This window comes from Chromobacterium sp. IRSSSOUMB001 (assembly GCF_023507765.1).
In the GTDB taxonomy this organism is placed as follows: Bacteria; Pseudomonadota; Gammaproteobacteria; order Burkholderiales; family Chromobacteriaceae; genus Chromobacterium; species Chromobacterium haemolyticum.
The window spans coordinates 51601-67606 of sequence record NZ_JALCYU010000001.1 but is presented as its reverse complement, the minus strand read 5'-3'; the positions used below and the strand labels follow the sequence as shown (position 1 = coordinate 67606).

The 16006-nt window shown below is 58.6% G+C and carries 16 protein-coding genes; 7 read left to right on the top strand and 9 right to left on the bottom strand.

Annotation, left to right across the window (positions count from 1 at the left end; genetic code table 11):
* Positions 1-224: 224 nt before the first annotated feature.
* The 4 genes from MOV80_RS00330 (at position 225) to MOV80_RS00315 (ending at position 3414) form a co-directional block, all read left to right on the top strand.
* On the top strand, positions 225-899 hold the full coding sequence (locus MOV80_RS00330) for a hypothetical protein (protein ID WP_019101800.1): 675 nt from the start codon (positions 225-227) through the stop codon (positions 897-899).
* A 327-nt stretch (positions 900-1226) separates the two neighbouring features.
* Complete coding sequence (locus tag MOV80_RS00325; protein ID WP_019101801.1) at positions 1227-1649, top strand: hypothetical protein; 423 nt, start codon at positions 1227-1229, stop codon at positions 1647-1649.
* Positions 1650-1810: 161 nt separating this feature from the next.
* Positions 1811-2560 carry an HNH endonuclease signature motif containing protein gene (locus tag MOV80_RS00320; protein ID WP_081575924.1) on the top strand — a complete coding sequence of 250 codons (750 nt, stop codon included), beginning with the start codon at positions 1811-1813 and terminating at the stop codon, positions 2558-2560.
* A gap of 626 nt (positions 2561-3186) precedes the next feature.
* Positions 3187-3414 (top strand): DUF4177 domain-containing protein, encoded by a 228-nt coding sequence (locus MOV80_RS00315; RefSeq protein ID WP_146176064.1) that lies wholly within the window; start codon positions 3187-3189, stop codon positions 3412-3414.
* Between the two features lie 531 nt (positions 3415-3945).
* Here the strand turns inward: MOV80_RS00315 and MOV80_RS00310 are convergent.
* The 5 genes from MOV80_RS00310 to rimO all read right to left on the bottom strand — a co-directional run bounded on the left by MOV80_RS00310 (position 3946) and on the right by rimO (position 8306).
* Positions 3946-4200: a Txe/YoeB family addiction module toxin gene (locus MOV80_RS00310; protein WP_019101445.1), complete on the bottom strand. Its 255-nt coding sequence runs from the start codon at positions 4198-4200 to the stop codon at positions 3946-3948.
* Positions 4200-4463 carry a type II toxin-antitoxin system prevent-host-death family antitoxin gene (locus MOV80_RS00305; RefSeq protein WP_019101444.1) on the bottom strand — a complete coding sequence of 88 codons (264 nt, stop codon included), beginning with the start codon at positions 4461-4463 and terminating at the stop codon, positions 4200-4202. The genes MOV80_RS00310 and MOV80_RS00305 overlap by 1 nt, the downstream gene beginning before the upstream one ends.
* A 397-nt stretch (positions 4464-4860) precedes the next feature.
* Positions 4861-5337 (bottom strand): peptidylprolyl isomerase, encoded by a 477-nt coding sequence (locus MOV80_RS00300; protein WP_039755364.1) that lies wholly within the window; start codon positions 5335-5337, stop codon positions 4861-4863.
* A gap of 157 nt (positions 5338-5494) precedes the next feature.
* The gene (locus tag MOV80_RS00295) at positions 5495-6016 is read right to left on the bottom strand and encodes a hypothetical protein (protein WP_249604742.1); all 522 of its coding nucleotides are present in this window, start codon (positions 6014-6016) and stop codon (positions 5495-5497) included.
* 973 nt (positions 6017-6989) lie between these two features.
* On the bottom strand, positions 6990-8306 hold the full coding sequence (gene rimO, locus MOV80_RS00290) for a 30S ribosomal protein S12 methylthiotransferase RimO (protein ID WP_107733104.1): 1317 nt from the start codon (positions 8304-8306) through the stop codon (positions 6990-6992).
* A gap of 397 nt (positions 8307-8703) precedes the next feature.
* Between rimO and MOV80_RS00285 the strand changes: the two genes are divergently transcribed.
* Complete coding sequence (locus MOV80_RS00285) at positions 8704-9210, top strand: TIGR00645 family protein (RefSeq protein ID WP_232060412.1); 507 nt, start codon at positions 8704-8706, stop codon at positions 9208-9210.
* Between the two features lie 93 nt (positions 9211-9303).
* On the opposite strand, the gene MOV80_RS00280 is transcribed toward MOV80_RS00285, so the two are convergent.
* Together MOV80_RS00280 and phaR are read right to left on the bottom strand one after the other, a co-directional pair.
* Positions 9304-10605 carry a tetratricopeptide repeat protein gene (locus tag MOV80_RS00280; protein ID WP_249604741.1) on the bottom strand — a complete coding sequence of 434 codons (1302 nt, stop codon included), beginning with the start codon at positions 10603-10605 and terminating at the stop codon, positions 9304-9306.
* Positions 10606-10907: 302 nt separating this feature from the next.
* Positions 10908-11474: a polyhydroxyalkanoate synthesis repressor PhaR gene (gene phaR / locus MOV80_RS00275; RefSeq protein ID WP_019101300.1), complete on the bottom strand. Its 567-nt coding sequence runs from the start codon at positions 11472-11474 to the stop codon at positions 10908-10910.
* A gap of 199 nt (positions 11475-11673) precedes the next feature.
* Here phaR and MOV80_RS00270 point away from each other — a divergent pair, with 199 nt between their 5' ends.
* On the top strand, positions 11674-12228 hold the full coding sequence (locus MOV80_RS00270) for a phasin family protein (protein WP_019101299.1): 555 nt from the start codon (positions 11674-11676) through the stop codon (positions 12226-12228).
* Between the two features lie 140 nt (positions 12229-12368).
* A complete protein-coding gene (locus tag MOV80_RS00265; protein ID WP_043594227.1) occupies positions 12369-13499 on the top strand; it encodes a M14-type cytosolic carboxypeptidase in 1131 nt (376 codons plus the stop codon).
* Positions 13500-13565: 66 nt separating this feature from the next.
* Here MOV80_RS00265 and MOV80_RS00260 read toward each other — a convergent pair whose 3' ends face one another.
* Positions 13566-14213, bottom strand: a complete 648-nt coding sequence (locus tag MOV80_RS00260; RefSeq protein ID WP_043594229.1) for an HAD-IA family hydrolase — start codon at positions 14211-14213, stop codon at positions 13566-13568.
* 63 nt (positions 14214-14276) lie between these two features.
* A complete protein-coding gene (ilvA, locus tag MOV80_RS00255; RefSeq protein ID WP_043594274.1) occupies positions 14277-15806 on the bottom strand; it encodes a threonine ammonia-lyase, biosynthetic in 1530 nt (509 codons plus the stop codon).
* Positions 15807-16006: the final 200 nt, after the last annotated feature.

The window sequence follows — 16006 nt, the reverse complement described above, 5'->3', positions numbered from 1 at the left end:
GAAGCGGAATGTACATATGGTACATGAGCATTCTGAAGTCGTACTCACCGTGCAACGTCTCACGACGCGCAGCAGATCGTAAACAGGCTCTAAAGCGCGCCGGCCCGGCCCCGGGCCGCGCGCCGCAAACTCAATTTGCATAGAACCCGGCCGCGGCGATAACATGGCCTATCCACGGCGGCACCCGCCCCGCAAGCAATGCGAGACCGGCTCCGGGCATCCCTATGAGAGAACTCGAAATTGTCGAACAACTGGTCCTGGGCGTAGACCCGGCCGGCCGGCGCGACCCGCTGGGCACCCCCAAGGACCCGGCGCTGGACAAGGCGCGCGCGCTGTATTACGAGCAGCTCAAGCGCGTCGCCAAACAACACGCAGCAGACCCGCCCACCGCGCCCGAACCGCCACCGGCCCCCGGCGGCGCACGCCAGGGCCAACGCTGGAGCATAGCCGAAGACAACCGCTTAACCCTGCTGTGGGAAGCCTCCCCCGCGCCGGTGCGCCAACTATCGGAAAAACTGGGCCGCAGCCCGCTGGCCATCGTCTCCCGACTGGTCCGCTTGGGACTGTACGAGCACCAGCAAGCGGCGATGCAGGCCGACAACGCCCGCATGCAAGCACTGGACCTGCCGCCGCTCTGGGACGTGCCCGCCGCCGCGGAAACGCCGCCGGCCAAACCCGCCGCGCCGCCCGCCGCAGACAAGCAAGGCGCGGTCTGGACCGTGGCCGACGACCAGCAACTGAAAACCCTATGGCACAGCCCGGCCCAGCCGGACAGCCAGGCCATCGCCAAGCAACTGGGCCGCAGCCGCGGCGCCATCCTCGCCCGCCTGGTGCGCCTGGGCCTGTTCAGCGACCGCGACGCGGCTTATCAGGCGGACCAGGCGCGGCTAACCGGCTAGCCGCCCCATCCTTTCTAAATCACCAGTTCAAACGACACCATGGCATTCACCTTCGCAAATATTTTCAAGAATCGTCCCCCACAACAAGCAACTAAACCGGCAGCAGTTCCCGCTCCACAGCCAAGCGCCGCGCCAACGCCGCCACAAGCCATAACGCCTATCCAGCCCGCTACCCCAACAAGCGCGCAAACTTCCGCGCCTAGCCTGCCGCCAGTCACAACTCAGCCCTCCGCTCCAGCCCAGCCCGCCCCCAGCTCAGCGGAGAAAAAGGGCCATGAGGGCGAGAAAGCGCTCAACGCCTGGTTCAAGCAGCACAAGCTGGCCTATGTGGGCATCTGCCAGAACAAAAACAGCTTTGCCACCCTATTCCATGGCACGGCCAAACGGCCGGACTTTCTGCTCCTGCTGCCCTCGCTGGGCATGATCGCCATCGACGCCAAGAACTACACCCCATCGCGCGGCGAACTCACCCTCAGCCTGGAGGAAGAACTCAAAAAGGCGCTCACCTTTGAGCGGCTGTTCCGCCTGCCGCTGTGGTACGCCTACTGTGATAAGGGAAACATGGGCCAGAACTGGTACTGGATCAGCGCGCTGAAAGCGCTGGAAGTGGGCGAAGTGCGAGATGGCAGTAATGGACAATTCCTGGCCATCAAGATGGAGCACTTTGAAACCATCGCCAGCCCCAAGGACTTGGCCAAGTTGTATACCCATACCTTGCCGAGTTTGGAGAAGGTGGCGGCGGGGGTTTGATTTGGGAAGTTGATGATGAATATATCGTCAATTTCTATACTTGAATATTAATCACACAGAGATATATGCGACCAACTTTCATGACTTTGTTATAGCTTGAGACTCATCAGCGTCGGTCTGTTATTAGCATATGTAAGCAGAACAATTTCTGGAGCATAGCAATGTATAAAAAGTATCTTGAAGTTGCATGGATGAATGTTACGGAGTTTGTTCCACTCGACCTTGACAGCTTGTCGGAAAATATCCAAATCACTTCAACACTGGAAGAGTGGCCGGCAGCTGATGATGCCAAGCCAAGGACATCCCGTTTCGTCAACTACAAGACCTATAGTCAGGTTGAACGAAGAGGCGATGGGGGCTTTGTCGTGAGAATTACCTATAAACACAACAATAACCTGCATATCCAGTACGAGGATGCCTTATGGGGTGTTTCCACTATCGTGATTCCGCAAGGCGCTCGTAGCGGTGAAGCCAGTTGGACAGGGTTTGATACAGAGAAATACGACGGTACGGTCCAGTGGACGTGGCGCGACAAGGAGGAGAAGCAGAGAACTCGCTCCAGCAAAACAGTCGTGGACCGAGATCAGCTCCGGTTCCGTCATGCGTTGCTGAGCCTGGATAAGTGCTGCGGCATCACCGGTGAAACAACGGAACGTGCGCTGGAGGCCGCACACATTGTTCCAGTGGCCGAAGACGGAATGGAGTGGCTGGAAAACGGAATTTTGCTGCGAGCGGATCTACACCGACTATATGACAAGCATCTGTTTACTATTCAGCCAGATGGCAAGGTGAAATTGCAAGGAGAGTTGTCGGATGCCTACATAGAACTGCTAAAGGATAAGAGACTACCCACATCAGTACTGATACGAGTTAAGGCTGCGTTGGAGGTAGCTAATAGCCTTCAAGGCTGACTGTGGGTTTGTCATAAACTCCGCGTAAATCAACCATTAGCCAACAATCTGTCGTAAAGACAGCTATGGGCGAGTTGCAGCCTATTAGATGAAAACATGGCAGATCGTCGGTCATTTCCGCCGTTCGGCTTGCCGGTCTATCTGGGTTGTAGTGAATCGGTTACCTACCATTAGACAGTCTCGCCGCACTGAACAACAGCCCTTAATCGAGCAAAGATTAATGTCTGACCCAGTACTACCTTTTTCTGATCATAACAGATAACGACAGCAGTGAATCATAATGCCATTATTGCAGAGGTCGACGGGTGGCACCACCATGGAATCCATCATAGATGGATATACGGAAAAACTCATAATTAACACCTTGATAAACATGCAATTTAGCGACGAAAACAGATATCAGCAATATAAATCAACATGCAAATCATCGTGTCCGTATATACGCCACTAGAACCCATACCCGTAAAATCAAGAACACAAGAGATCATGCCAATATAAGCAAGAAAAAACCACTCTACTCAAGTAGTATTTGATAAGATTAAGCCGAATGGCGAGCTACGCCTTCGTCTAATACATGAAAATAGAACACGGCACACACGTATGTGTCACTCACCAAGGGAGCAATAATGTCCGTAAAATACATGGTTAAGGCATTCATTCCAAAAGTTGCTGGTTGCGGAGCGCAAGATAATGGATGGGATGAAGCTCGGTGCACTCAATTTGAAGACTTCTTGAATACGCATGCTGTAGATGGCTGGCGCTTTCACTCAAGCGAATATCGCGAAGTTACGGTCAAGGGCTGCGGAGGCGGAAAGGGTGCCTGGCTCGTTTGCACATTCGAGAAAGCAGAATGAAAAGTCTCGCGATATTCGCTATCCGATTCTATCAAAAACGCTTGAGGCATCTTCACAACAGAAAGTGTATCTATACACCTTCCTGCTCAAACTACGGAATATTGGCGCTACAGAAATACGGCCTCCTGAAAGGGTGTTACTACACCTATTTGAGAATCAAGCGCTGTAACGGAGCTCTGTATCAGGGAGGGATCGATTACCCATGAAGAGTTCGAACTCTACGTTCGAGGTGGTATGCGCGAAAAACTGTGTAGGTGCCTCAACTCCAAGTTGATGTGTAGAAGTTCAGACCTGATCTGACAATCTCCCGTTTTGACGGCGCCCGACTGTCAGATCAGGTCTGAACTTCTACATGTAACGCGTCCACGACGCGCAGCAGATCGTAAACAGGTTCTTAGGCCCGCTAACAAAACCCCTGATGCAGCGTTGCGCCTCCTGGTCGTACTACGTGTACTGTAGCTTCGCAGAAACTTCGTTTTCTGCGTCGGCGCGCCTTGGCTCAGGTTCTCTGCGAGCTTTTGTTAGCGGGCCTTAGTAGTGGTAGCGGCACTGCAAGATGGTCAGAACGTTGCTCAGGACAGCGTAGACCAGCCGATGCTCATCGTCGATGCGACGCGACCAGAAGCCAGCAAACTGGTGCTTAAGCGGCTCAGGCTTGCCGATTCCCTCAAACGGGTTGCGCTGGATGTCCTTGATCAGAGCGTTGATGCGCTTGAGGGTAGGCTTGCTGCTCTGCTGCCAGTAGAGGTAATCCTCCCATGCGTTGTCATCAAACTTGATCTGCATTACTCGCCCTCGTCTTCGAGAAGCGTTCTCTCTTTGGCCGCCCCGCTGTGAAACCTTGCCGCCGCATCGGCCAGACGCTTGGCATTTTCAGGGGAGCGCGTCAGGTAGGCGGTTTCTTCCAGCGCGTTGTAGTCGGCCAGCGACATGATCACCACCGGTTCACCGCGCTGGGTGGTGACGATCACCGGCGCCCGGTCTTCGTTCACTTGACGCATGACTTCGGCCAGGTGCTGGCGGGTGTGGCTGTAGGTAAGCGCTTTCACGGTATTCCTCGCTCAAATCGACAATGATTGTACAAATCATAGCACAACCCAGGCGACATGGTTCACGCACTAAGAACGTGTTTACGATCTGCTGCGCGTCGTGGAGCGTTACACGGTGAGTACGGCTTCGAAATACTCATGTACCACTCGTACATTCCGCTTTTTCGCTCGTTTTCACCTTGTCTCGCCCTTGCTCGCGAGATTTTGAACAGGCTCTCAGTGCGCCGCCGCCGGGTGACACGCGCCCACGCCTCCATCTCAAAATATGTCAGAGCCTGCGGGCCGCACTCCGAAAACTGCCGCCCTGCCGATAAGCAACGCCAAATAATAGGTGGGGTCCAGACAAAAAAAGCCCTCCCAAATGTGGGAGGGCTTTGTTTATATGAGGCCGGCGCTATCAGTGCTGATGCCCGTGCTCGCCATGCACATGCTGGTGAGCAATTTCCTCAGCCGTTGCCGCGCGCACGTCCACCACTTTGACGGCAAAGCGCAGGGTTTTGCCGCATAGCGGGTGGTTGCCGTCCAGCAAAACGGTGGGGCCTTTGATCTTGGTGACGAAATAGTAACGCGGCTCGCCATCCGGGCCGATGCGCTGGATTTGGCCGCCTACCTTCACGCCGGGCGGGAAGTCCGCCTTGGGCATGGTGGTGACCAGGGCTTCGTCGCGCGCGCCGAAGGTGTCTTCGGTAGCCAGTTCCAGCGTGGTTTGAAAACCCGATTCCTGGCCTTCCAGCGCGGCTTCCAGCTTGGCGAATAGGTTGTCGTAATCGCCGTGCAGGTAGGAGACGGGCTTTTTGCCATCATCGTAAACCAGGCCCTGGCTGTCGGTGACTTTCATGCGCAGGGTAACGGCGGTGTTGGCGGTGATTTTCATGGCGAGCAATAACAAAAAAATGGAAGCGGGAAGGTTCTCAGTTCGGCGAGGGAGTGTCAACCGAAACGCCCCTACTTTGCTGGATATGGCTGTTTGCTGGTAAAACCTTCTCCTTCCCCAACAGCCAGCCCCGAAGGGGCCGGCTGCCCTTCCCAGCTTATCCCCTCTTCTTCCGCCCCAACTTACGCGGCAAGGCTTCCAACTCGTCCAGGCTGAGATGGAGGCGGTTCACCGCCTCCACATGCCTCGGCAGGTCCACCTGCTCCACCCCCAGGTTCAACAACAACTCCAGATAGTTGAAGAAGCTTTTGCACATGCGGCGGCGGTGGCCGCGTTGGCTGAAATCCATATCGCTGGCGATGCGGAACAACAGTCCGCGCGCGGAGTGCTGACGGTTGAGTTTCAGCATCTGCGCCAGATGGGCGGCGTACTGATGGCCCAAGGCGCGGGCTTCGAACTCATCCTTGGCTTCGGCCGGCTGCCAGTAATGCGGATAGGTGCGGCCTTTGATGCGGCGGATGAAGGGCAGGCTGAGGTCTTTGGCGTGGGGGCCGGCAAAGCGGTAGCGTGAGCGCGGCCCTAGCGGCGGGAGTTGAGAGGCGTCCTGATGGACGTCTTGGACTTCAGTAGCGGACGGAGTGAGTTCGATGCCGAGCACCGGACGGACAGGCTTTACCATTTGCAACCTCCTGAGCAGAAGGGCCCGGCCGCAAGGCGGCAGGGCGGGCACATGACAAGAGTTGGTCTACCGGTGTGCTACCGTACAAAGCCGGCGCGCCCGCGAGGGCGCCACTTGCCACGGCCCGCCCGAATAGGCAAAGCAATGGCCGCGGATACGCTGTGGAAACAGCGGATCCGCGACGGCAGCACAATTCAGGAGACCAATCCCGAGCGCCGCGATTGCTGCGGCGCGGGGGTTATTGTTGGGGAGGAGCGGGAGGGCGTCAAGCCGGCGGGGTCCGACAAGACAAGAGTAGCCGTGCACCGAGTGCCGTGCGTGGCAGGCCATGTATCCTAAACATCATCCGCGCAGCGGATATAAGAACCTGTTTACGATCTGCTGCGCTGCGGCGATACAGCTTTGAAAACCGCTTCGAAATGCTCATGTACCACTCAACCATTCCGCTTTCTCAGCCGTTTTCGCCTTGTCTCGCTCTTGCTCGCGAGAGCGTAAACACGTTCTAAGACAAGAGATAGGGGAATTAAGAGCCGGTTCACGATCTTTTATCCACAAATGGCCTCCTTGTGCAATACAAAGGAAACCACGTATTCAATGTGCCCCGGGTCACTTCAAGCCTGCCGTCGGGTGGCAGGCCCTAGGTTTTAGCTACGCAGAAACTTCGCTACGCTCGTTTTAAGCGGCAGCCTGTTCGAGCAGCGCGACGTTAGCGCGCCATCACTGAGCGAAGCAAAGATTCGCACGTAGAGAGTTCAACCGCGCCTCGGGCCTGACGGGAACCGGCGGGAAGCCGCAGGCCAGGCTTGCAGGGCGGCCTTTGGGGGACTACGTGCGAATCTTCGATTCGCTGAGTGATACGGATATTTGGCCAAGCAAATATCCTTTCCCTGCCCGCCGGGCAGCCCCGGCAATGCAAATCATCATCCGCGCAGCGGACTCAATGCCTTAGCCTGAAAAGACCGTGAACAGGCTCTTAGCGCTCGCCCCACAAATCGTGCTCGCTACAATCGACGATCTTCACTGAATAGAACTCGCCCACTCGCATGTCCGCGGCATCCTCGACGAACACCAGACCGTCGATCTCCGGCGCATCCGCGTAGCTGCGGCAAATCGCCGTGCCTTCGTCGTCGATCTCGTCCACCAATACCTGCATCGTCTGACCGACGCGGCGCTCTAGGCGACGTGCGCTGATCTCTTCCTGCACCGCCATGAAGCGCTCTTTGCGCGCTTCCTTCACCTCTTCCGGTACCGGGTTCGGCAAATCGTTGGCGGTGGCGCCTTCCACCGGCGAATAGGTGAAACAGCCTACGCGGTCCAGCTCCGCCTCGCGGATGAAGGCCAGCAGCTCTTCGAAGTCCTCCTCGGTCTCGCCGGGGAAGCCTACGATGAAGGTGGAGCGAATCACCAATTCCGGGCAGATCTCGCGCCACTTCTTGATGCGCGCCAGCACATTATCGCTGTTGGCCGGACGCTTCATCAGCTTCAGCACCTTCTGGCTAGCGTGCTGGAACGGGATGTCCAGATAGGGCAGGATCTTACCGTCGCGCATCAGTGGAATCACCTCGTCCACATGCGGATACGGATAGACGTAGTGCAGACGCACCCAGATGCCGTGGCGGCCCAGCTCCTCGCACAGCTCGGTCATTCGGGTCTTCACCGGACGGCCATTGTGGAAGCCCAGCTTGTACTTGGTATCCACCCCGTAAGCCGACGTGTCCTGCGAGATCACCAGGATTTCCTTGACCCCGGCCTTGGCCAGGCTCTCCGCTTCGCGCAGCACATCGTGAATCGGCCGGCTTTCCAAATCCCCGCGCATGGACGGAATGATGCAGAAGGTGCAACGGTGATTGCAGCCTTCGGAAATCTTCAGATACGCGTAATGCTTGGGTGTCAGCCGCACGCCAATGTCCGGCACCAGATCGACAAAGGGATCATGCGGCTTGGGCAGATGGGCATGCACCGCGCTCATCACCTCGTCGGTGGCGTGCGGGCCGGTCACGGCCAAGACCGACGGATGCGCATCCCGCACCACATCGCCCTTGGCCCCCAGACAGCCGGTGACGATGACCTTGCCGTTCTCGTTCAAGGCTTCGCCGATCGCATCCAGGGACTCCGCCACGGCGGAATCAATGAAACCACAGGTGTTGACCACCACCAGGTCGGCGCCGGCGTAACTGCCGGAAATATCGTAGCCTTCGGCGCGAAGGCGGGTCAGGATCTGCTCGGAGTCGCTAGAGGCTTTGGGACAGCCCAGCGACACGAAGCCGATACTTGGAATCTTGTCTGCCATGATGATGGCCTTGCTGAAGAAAAACGCGAGAGTATACAACGATTTGACAGGCGATGCGCAGCGTTGCGAAGGGTTGGGAGTCTGGGCTTGTCGATTCGTTTTCGCCGACCCCGCGCCTGGCAGGATGCGGACGCCGCCTAGCAACGCTCCCCTTTACGACCTCACTTGATAGTAAAATCCGACGCCTCAATATAGGCCTGAAAACCGGTTTACAATCTCGCGAGCAAAGGCGAGTCAAGGCGAAAGCAAGCGAAAAAGCGGAATGGTCGAGTGGCACATGAGCATTTCAAAGGTGAACTCACCGTGTCACGCTCCACAACGCGCAGCAGATCGTGAACAGGTTCTATAAGCCGTCAACCCCTCACACAATACCGATATGAAAACTCTTGTTTCACGCATGGAGTCCCTGATTTTCGCAAGCCGCTGGCTGCAGGCTCCACTCTACCTTGGCCTCATCGTCGCCCAGGGGGTGTATGTCTATAAGTTTCTGCTCGAACTGATCCACTTGGTCGCCGACGCCTCCAGCATGACGGAAACCCAGATCATGCTGATCGTGCTGGGCCTGATCGACGTGGTGATGATCGCCAACCTGCTGATTATGGTAGTGGTGGGCGGCTACGAGACTTTCGTCTCCAAGATCGACAGCCTGAACACTCATGAGGACCGGCCGGAATGGCTCTCCCATGTGAACGCCGGGGTACTGAAGACCAAGCTGTCGCTAGCGCTGATCAGCATTTCCTCCATTCACCTGCTGAAAACCTTTATCAGCGCATCCAATCTGGGCAGCCCCGGCAACCCGCTCACCGAGCAGGGCGTGATGTGGCAGGTGGTGATCCACTGCACCTTCCTGCTGTCCGCGCTGGTGATGGCCTGGACCGACAAGCTGATGCAAAGCAAGCACTAGGAACCGCGGCGCGTCGGCGATACGGCGCTAAAACGGTCTCGCCAAACGCAACGCCTTGTCTCGTTCTGGCTCACAAGGCGTAAACATGTGGGCTCAGTCCAAACGCTCGGCGCAGTAAAAGGCGCCGGGCACCGGACACCCCGCCTCCTCTCGCAACATCATGTCCTGTCGTTCCACCAGTCGCAGCCGGCACGCCGCCAGTTGCGCCTCCACCCAGTCCGGATCATGCAGATAGCGTCCGCAGGGCTGCAGCTGGTGGCCTTCGGGCAAGGCCCTCAGCGCGCGCTCGATGCTGAACAGCAACAGGCCGCCCGGCTTGAGCGCGCGCGCCATCCAGTTTAAGGCTGGCCTCAGATCGCCAAAATAGCTGAGGGTGTCCAGGCAGCAGATCAGATCGCTAGCCGGAGGCAGCTCCGCCAGGAATTCAATGATGTCGCCTTGAGTCAAGGCGTCGTACACGCTCTTGGCTGCGGCGCGCCCTAGCATCTCTCCGCTGATATCCACCCCCTGCAAACGACGCGCGTACGGCCGCAGCGCAACGCCGGCCAGCCCGGTGCCGCAGCCCAGGTCCAGGACCTCCAGAGCGGCCGTTGGCGGCCCCAACCGCTTCAGGCATTGCGCCAGCCACTGCGGCCCCTGGTAGCGCAAGTTGGCCAGGGTCGCGTCAAACGCCTCGGCGTTGGCGTCGAAAGTCCGCCGGATGAACTCGGGACTACATTGCGGCGGCGGCTCCGCGCCGCCGCAGGCGGCAAGCAGGTGCAAAGCCACCGGATCATCCGGCGCCTGCGCCAGCCAGCCGCGCAGCAGCGCCAAGGCTTCTTCGCGCCGGTCCAACTCGCAGTAGGCCTCGATGCGCGCAATCGGCCCATGCTCCGCGGGCCGCGCCACGATGCCCAACGCGTTGTGCCGCCGCGCCTCGGTATGGCGTTCCTGACGCAAATACAATCCAGCCAGCAGAAAGTGCGCGTCGGCGCAAGCTCCGTCCACGGCCAGCGCCTGCCGGCAAGCCTGTTCCGCGGCGGCTAAATCATCGCCCTGCTCGCAGGCGGCGGCCAGGTTGGTCCAATACATAGGCTGTCCGCCGTCCAGCTCCGCAGCCGCGGCGAAAGCCCGCCGCGCGTCGCCCAAGCGCCCCTGTCGCGCCTGGGCCATGCCCAAGCTGAAATGCCAGTCAGCATGGCCTGTTTCCGCGGAAATCGCCTCGCTCAACAAAGATTCAGCCTCCTCCGGACGCTGAGTCTGCAGCAATAGGAAAGCCAGGAAGGATTTGGCGGCGGCGCAAGCCGGCCAATCGCGCAAGCAGGAGCGGTAGCGCCGTTCTGCCTCCGCCCAGTCCCCCTCCAGGTGACTGCGTTGCGCCGCGCGCAAGCAGGCGTTCAAGTCCTCGGCGGACATGTCGGGGCGCCTTGCCGGCTCAGCCTGTTTGAATCATCTATTGAAAACAGGGGAAAACGAAACGCGGCGAACGCCGCTCGAGAGAAATTGACGCCGTCAACGGCGCCCGGCATCCAGCTTGCGGGGGTAAGCATGGCAAGCCCTCCAAGGGCGCTGCGGATGGAAACGGACAGGCGGCCATTCCAGACGGCCGCCTCTGCTCAATCTTTGCTGCGCTTAGCGAAGCTTTGGAAAACTTATCCGCTTTCCGAAGCCGTTTTTAACGCCGCATCGCCAAAGCGCGGCAAATCGTAAACAGGTTTTTAGGACGGGTCTTTGTCGTCCTCGCCGCCCTGCTTGTATGCTGGGAAGGCGAAGCCGCCGAACAGTTGCTTGGTCTGTTCCTGCATCCGGTTCTGCATGTCCAGGAACATGCTGGTGCTCTGTTCCATGTAGTTGGCCATCATGTTCTGCACCGCCGGCCCCTGAAATTTCATGAACTCCCCCCACAGATTAGCGTTCAACATGGTGTTGTCGCCGTAAATCGCGCGGGTTTGTTCCTGCATTTTCTGCTGCAGTTGGGCGAACAGTTGCAGATTGTTCTCCAGGAAAGGCCCCATCATGCCTTGCATGGCCTGGCCGTAAGAGCGGATGAACTGGGTCAGCACCTCGTAGCTGAACATAGGCATGCCGCCGTTCTCCTCCTCCAGGATGATCTGCAACAGCACACTGCGGGTGATGTCCTCCTGGCTCTTGGCGTCGACGACTTGAATATCCACATTATCAAGCACCAATTGCTTCACATCCCCCAAGGTGATGTAGGAACTGGTGGCGGTATCGTACAGCCGGCGGTTCGGGTACTTTTTGATGACCCGCTTTTCAACACTCATGTAACGCTCCCGGTTTATTTTGTTACGGTGTGCCGTGTGCCGGCAATTTATCATAAATACAACACGCTAGAGTAAATCTTCAGTCAAAGCTCCCATTTTTGCTGCAATGCATGATACATTTACTCGTCATTGTGCAGTGCAAAATTTTTGATTCAGACTATCTCCTTTAAGGTCTTACCCCACAGCGGAGGAATACATTATGTCCATCAGCAATGAGCAACTGAACAAGCTGTCCCTCAACGGTCTGGAAACCATTTTCCGCTTTTCGCAAATCACTCTGGATAGCGCCGAGCGTCTGGTCAAGCTGAACCTGGAAATCTCCAAGCAGTCGCTGGAAGAAAACGTCAAAATCGCCAAGCAGTTGAGCGGCGTGACCGACCCGCAAGAAGCGGTCAGCCATCTGAACAAGCTGGCCACCCAGAACATCGACACCGCTCTGGCCAACTCCCGCAATCTGTACGACATCGTTTCCTCCGCTCAAAGCGAACTGACCAAGCTGGCCGAAGAAAACCTGGGCAGCTTCAACAAGTCGCTGATCGGTGCAATCGAGTCCGCGGCCAAGAATGCTCCGGCCGGCTCCGACGCCGCGCTGAACGCGGTGAAGAGCTCGGTGGCCGCCGCCGCCGCCGCGGTCAACACCTTCAGCAAAGCCGCCCAGCAAGTGGTGGAATTCACCGACAGCAGCGTCAAGGCCGCCACCAGCGCCACCGCCGATGCAGTGAAGACCGCCAGCAAGCGCGCACCCACCGCCTAAGCGCAGTTTTAAGGCTAAAGCACAACCCCGTCCAGCCGACGGGGTTTTTCTTTGCCTTGCTTCGGAGGATGGCATGTGAGCGGCGACAGGTTTACAATCTCCGCGTTAAGCACGTTTCAGGAAACCAATAGGTTCAGCGCATGAAAATCAGCAGCAATTTTGACGCCGGCAGCATCGAGATCGTCTCCGCCGACAACTACGAAGACATCCAACTGCGCATCCGCCGCGACAATGCGGCCGATTTCGCCCAGTGGTTCTACTTCCGCGTGCAAGGCGCCGCTTATCAGCACTGCACCTTCAATTTCCTGAACGCCGGCGAAAGCGCCTATCCGGACGGCTGGGTCGACTACCAGGCGGTGGCCTCCTACGACCGCATCAACTGGTTCCGCGTGCCCACCCACTACGAAAACGGCGTGATGACGATAGATCACGTGCCGCTGTCCGGCAGCATCTACTACGCCTATTTCGAACCCTATTCCTACGACCAGCATCTGAACCTGATCGGTCAGGCGCAGGGCTCCGGCCTGTGCCAGGTCAGCGACCTGGGCTTTACCGTGCAGCAGCGCGACATCAATCTGCTGACCATAGGCCACGAGGTGGAATCGGATCTGAAAATCTGGATCATCGCCCGCCAGCACCCCGGCGAAACCATGGCGGAATGGTTTATCGAGGGCCTGCTCAATCGCCTGCTGGACCCGCAAGACCCCACCAGCCGCGCGCTGCTCGACCGCGCCACCTTCTACGTGGTGCCGAACATGAATCCGGACGGCTCGGTGTTGGGCAATCTGCGCACCAACGCCGCGGGCGCCAACCTCAACCGTGAATGGGCCAACCCCAGCGCGGAAACCAGCCCGGAAGTGCTGGCGGTGCGCAACAAGATGCAGGAAACCGGTGTGGACCTGTTCCTGGACATCCACGGCGATGAGAACATCCCCTATGTGTTCCTGGCCGGCACCGAGGGCGTGCCGTCGTGGAACGGGCGCCTGGAAGCCCTGGCCGATCAGTTCCGCCACCACCTGCTGCTGGCCAGCCCGGACTACCAGACCGAACACGGCTACCCGCGCAACGCGCCGGGCAAGGCCAATATGACCATCGCCACCAACTGGGTGTGCGAAAACTTCGGCTGTCTCGCCTTCACGCTGGAAATGCCGTTCAAGGACAACGCCAATCTGCCGGACGACGACTTCGGCTGGAGCGGCCAGCGCAGCCTGCGCCTGGGCGAGGCGGCCTTGTCGCCCATCTATGCGATAGCGCAAAACCTGCGCGCCTGAGCACCAAATCAGGCTGAAACCAAAAAAGCCACGGAGATCCGTGGCTTTTTTCATTTCCATTGCCGCTTAAACGTGATCCAGCAATTGCAGCGGATGATCGATGGCGATGTCGGCGCCCCACTCCGCCGGCCGGTCGCTGTCGGCGATATAGCCCCAATTGGCCAACACCGTTTTCATGCCCACGCTGCGGCCGGCGGCGATGTCGCGCTCGGCGTCGCCCACATACAGGCAATGCTCGGGCGCGATGCCGATCTGATCGGCCGCATAACGCATTGGCCGCGGATCCGGCTTGGGCACGCCCACGGTGTCGCCGCTGACCGTCACCGCCGGCGCCGTGATAAAAGGCAACGACGGCACTAAACGGTCAGTGAAGCGCATCGGCTTATTGGTGATGATGCCCCAGGTCAGCCCCTTGTCCATCAAGCCCTGGATCAGGCCGTTGACGCCGTCGAACAACACGGTCTCGTCGGCGAAGCTGTGCTCGTAGTGATCCAAGAAGCGCAAACGATATTCCTCGAAACGAGGATGTTCGCGGTCTATGCCGAAACCCAGGCTGACCAGCCCGCGCGCGCCGTGGCTGGCGATGGGCCGCACCGCCGCGTACGGCTGCGGCGGCAAGCCCTCCTCGGCCAGCAGGCGGTTGAGCGCGGCGCCCAGATCGCGCGCAGTGTCGGCCAGAGTGCCGTCCAGATCGAATAGAACTGCCTTGATCATGATTCGCTTCAATGAAGGAGCGCGACGTCAGGCTGCCGACCATAAGCAGCCCGCCGGCCCGGTTCAACGTATGGTCTTGCCCAGAAACAGCTTGTAAGCCGGATTCTGGGTTTCCTCGACATAGGGATAGCCCAGATTATCGAGGAAGCGCTGGAACTCGGCATCGTCGCTGGCCGGCACCTGAACGCCCACCAATACGCGGCCGTAATCCGCGCCGTGATTGCGATAATGGAACAAGCTGATGTTCCAGTCCACGCTCATCGCCTCCAGGAAACGCATTAGCGCGCCGGGACGGTCCGGAAACTCGAAGCGCAGCACCCGCTCGTCCTTCAACTGCGGCGCATGGCCGCCCACCAGATGACGAATATGCAGCTTGGCCAGCTCATTATCAGTCAGGTCAATGCTCTCCAGCTCGTGAGCGTTCAGGCTGGCGAGTATGCCTTCCAGGTCCTGCTTGCCGCTGATCTGCACGCCGACGAAGACATGGGCGGTGCCCGGATCGGCGAAGCGGTAATTGAACTCGGTGATGTTGCGGCCGCCGATCACGGTACAGAAGCGCTTGAAGCTGCCCGGCTTTTCCGGAATGGTCACCGCGATAATGGCCTCGCGCCGCTCGCCCAGCTCGGAACGCTCGGACACATGGCGCAGGCGGTCGAAATTCATATTGGCGCCGCAGGAAATCGCCACCAGGGTCTGATTCTCGCAGCCCTCGCGCTCCACATAGGCCTTGGCGCCGGCCACCGCCAGAGCGCCCGCCGGCTCCACGATGGAGCGGGTGTCTTCGAAAATATCCTTGATCGCCGCGCAGATGGCGTCGGTGTCCACCAGGATGATCTCGTCCAGCAATTCGCGACAGATGCGGAAGGTCTCCTCGCCCACCAGCTTCACCGCCACCCCGTCGGCGAACAGGCCCACGTCCTTCAACTCCACCCGCTCGCCCTTGGCAATCGATTGACGCATTGCGTCGGAATCCACCGGCTGCACGCCAATCACCTTGATGTCCGGCTTCAGCCGCTTGATGAAGCTGGCGATGCCGGCGGCCAAACCGCCGCCGCCGATGGCGACGAAGATCGCGTTCAAGCCGTCCGGATGTTGACGCAGAATCTCCATGCCTATGGTGCCCTGGCCGGCGATCACATCCGGATCGTCGAATGGAGGAATATAAGTCATACCGTTTTGAGCGGCTAATTCGGATGCGTGCAGAAAGGCCTCGTTGAAAGAGTCCCCATGCAATACCACCAGGCCGCCGTATTGCTTGACCGCGTCGATTTTGATCTGCGGGGTGGTCACCGGCATCACGATGGTGGCTTCGCAGCCCAGCCGGCTGGCGGACAAGGCCACGCCCTGCGCGTGGTTGCCGGCGCTGGCGGTGATCACGCCACGTGCGCGCTGCTCCGCGCTGAGCTTGGCCATCTTGTTGTAGGCGCCGCGCAGCTTGAAAGAGAACACCGGCTGCAGATCCTCGCGCTTGAGCAGAATCGTGTTGCGATAGCGGCGCGACAGATTGGGCGCCAGCTCCAGCGGCGTTTCGATGGCGACGTCGTAAACCCGCGACGTCAGGATGCGTTCCAGATAGTCTTGCTTCTCTTGCATGGCAAAGCCTTTGTCCCGATCATTATTTTCCTTGAACTGCCAGAGTAGCAGGAACTCCAACTGAACGGGAAGCCTTGATAATATTGGATTGTTGCATTGCGGCATCGCAACGGCTCCAGCCGCCCCGCCCGCAGAAAATCGCCACTTCGCGGCAACCAGACGGCAATCCGCGTGTATAATCAACGGCTACTATTTGGACC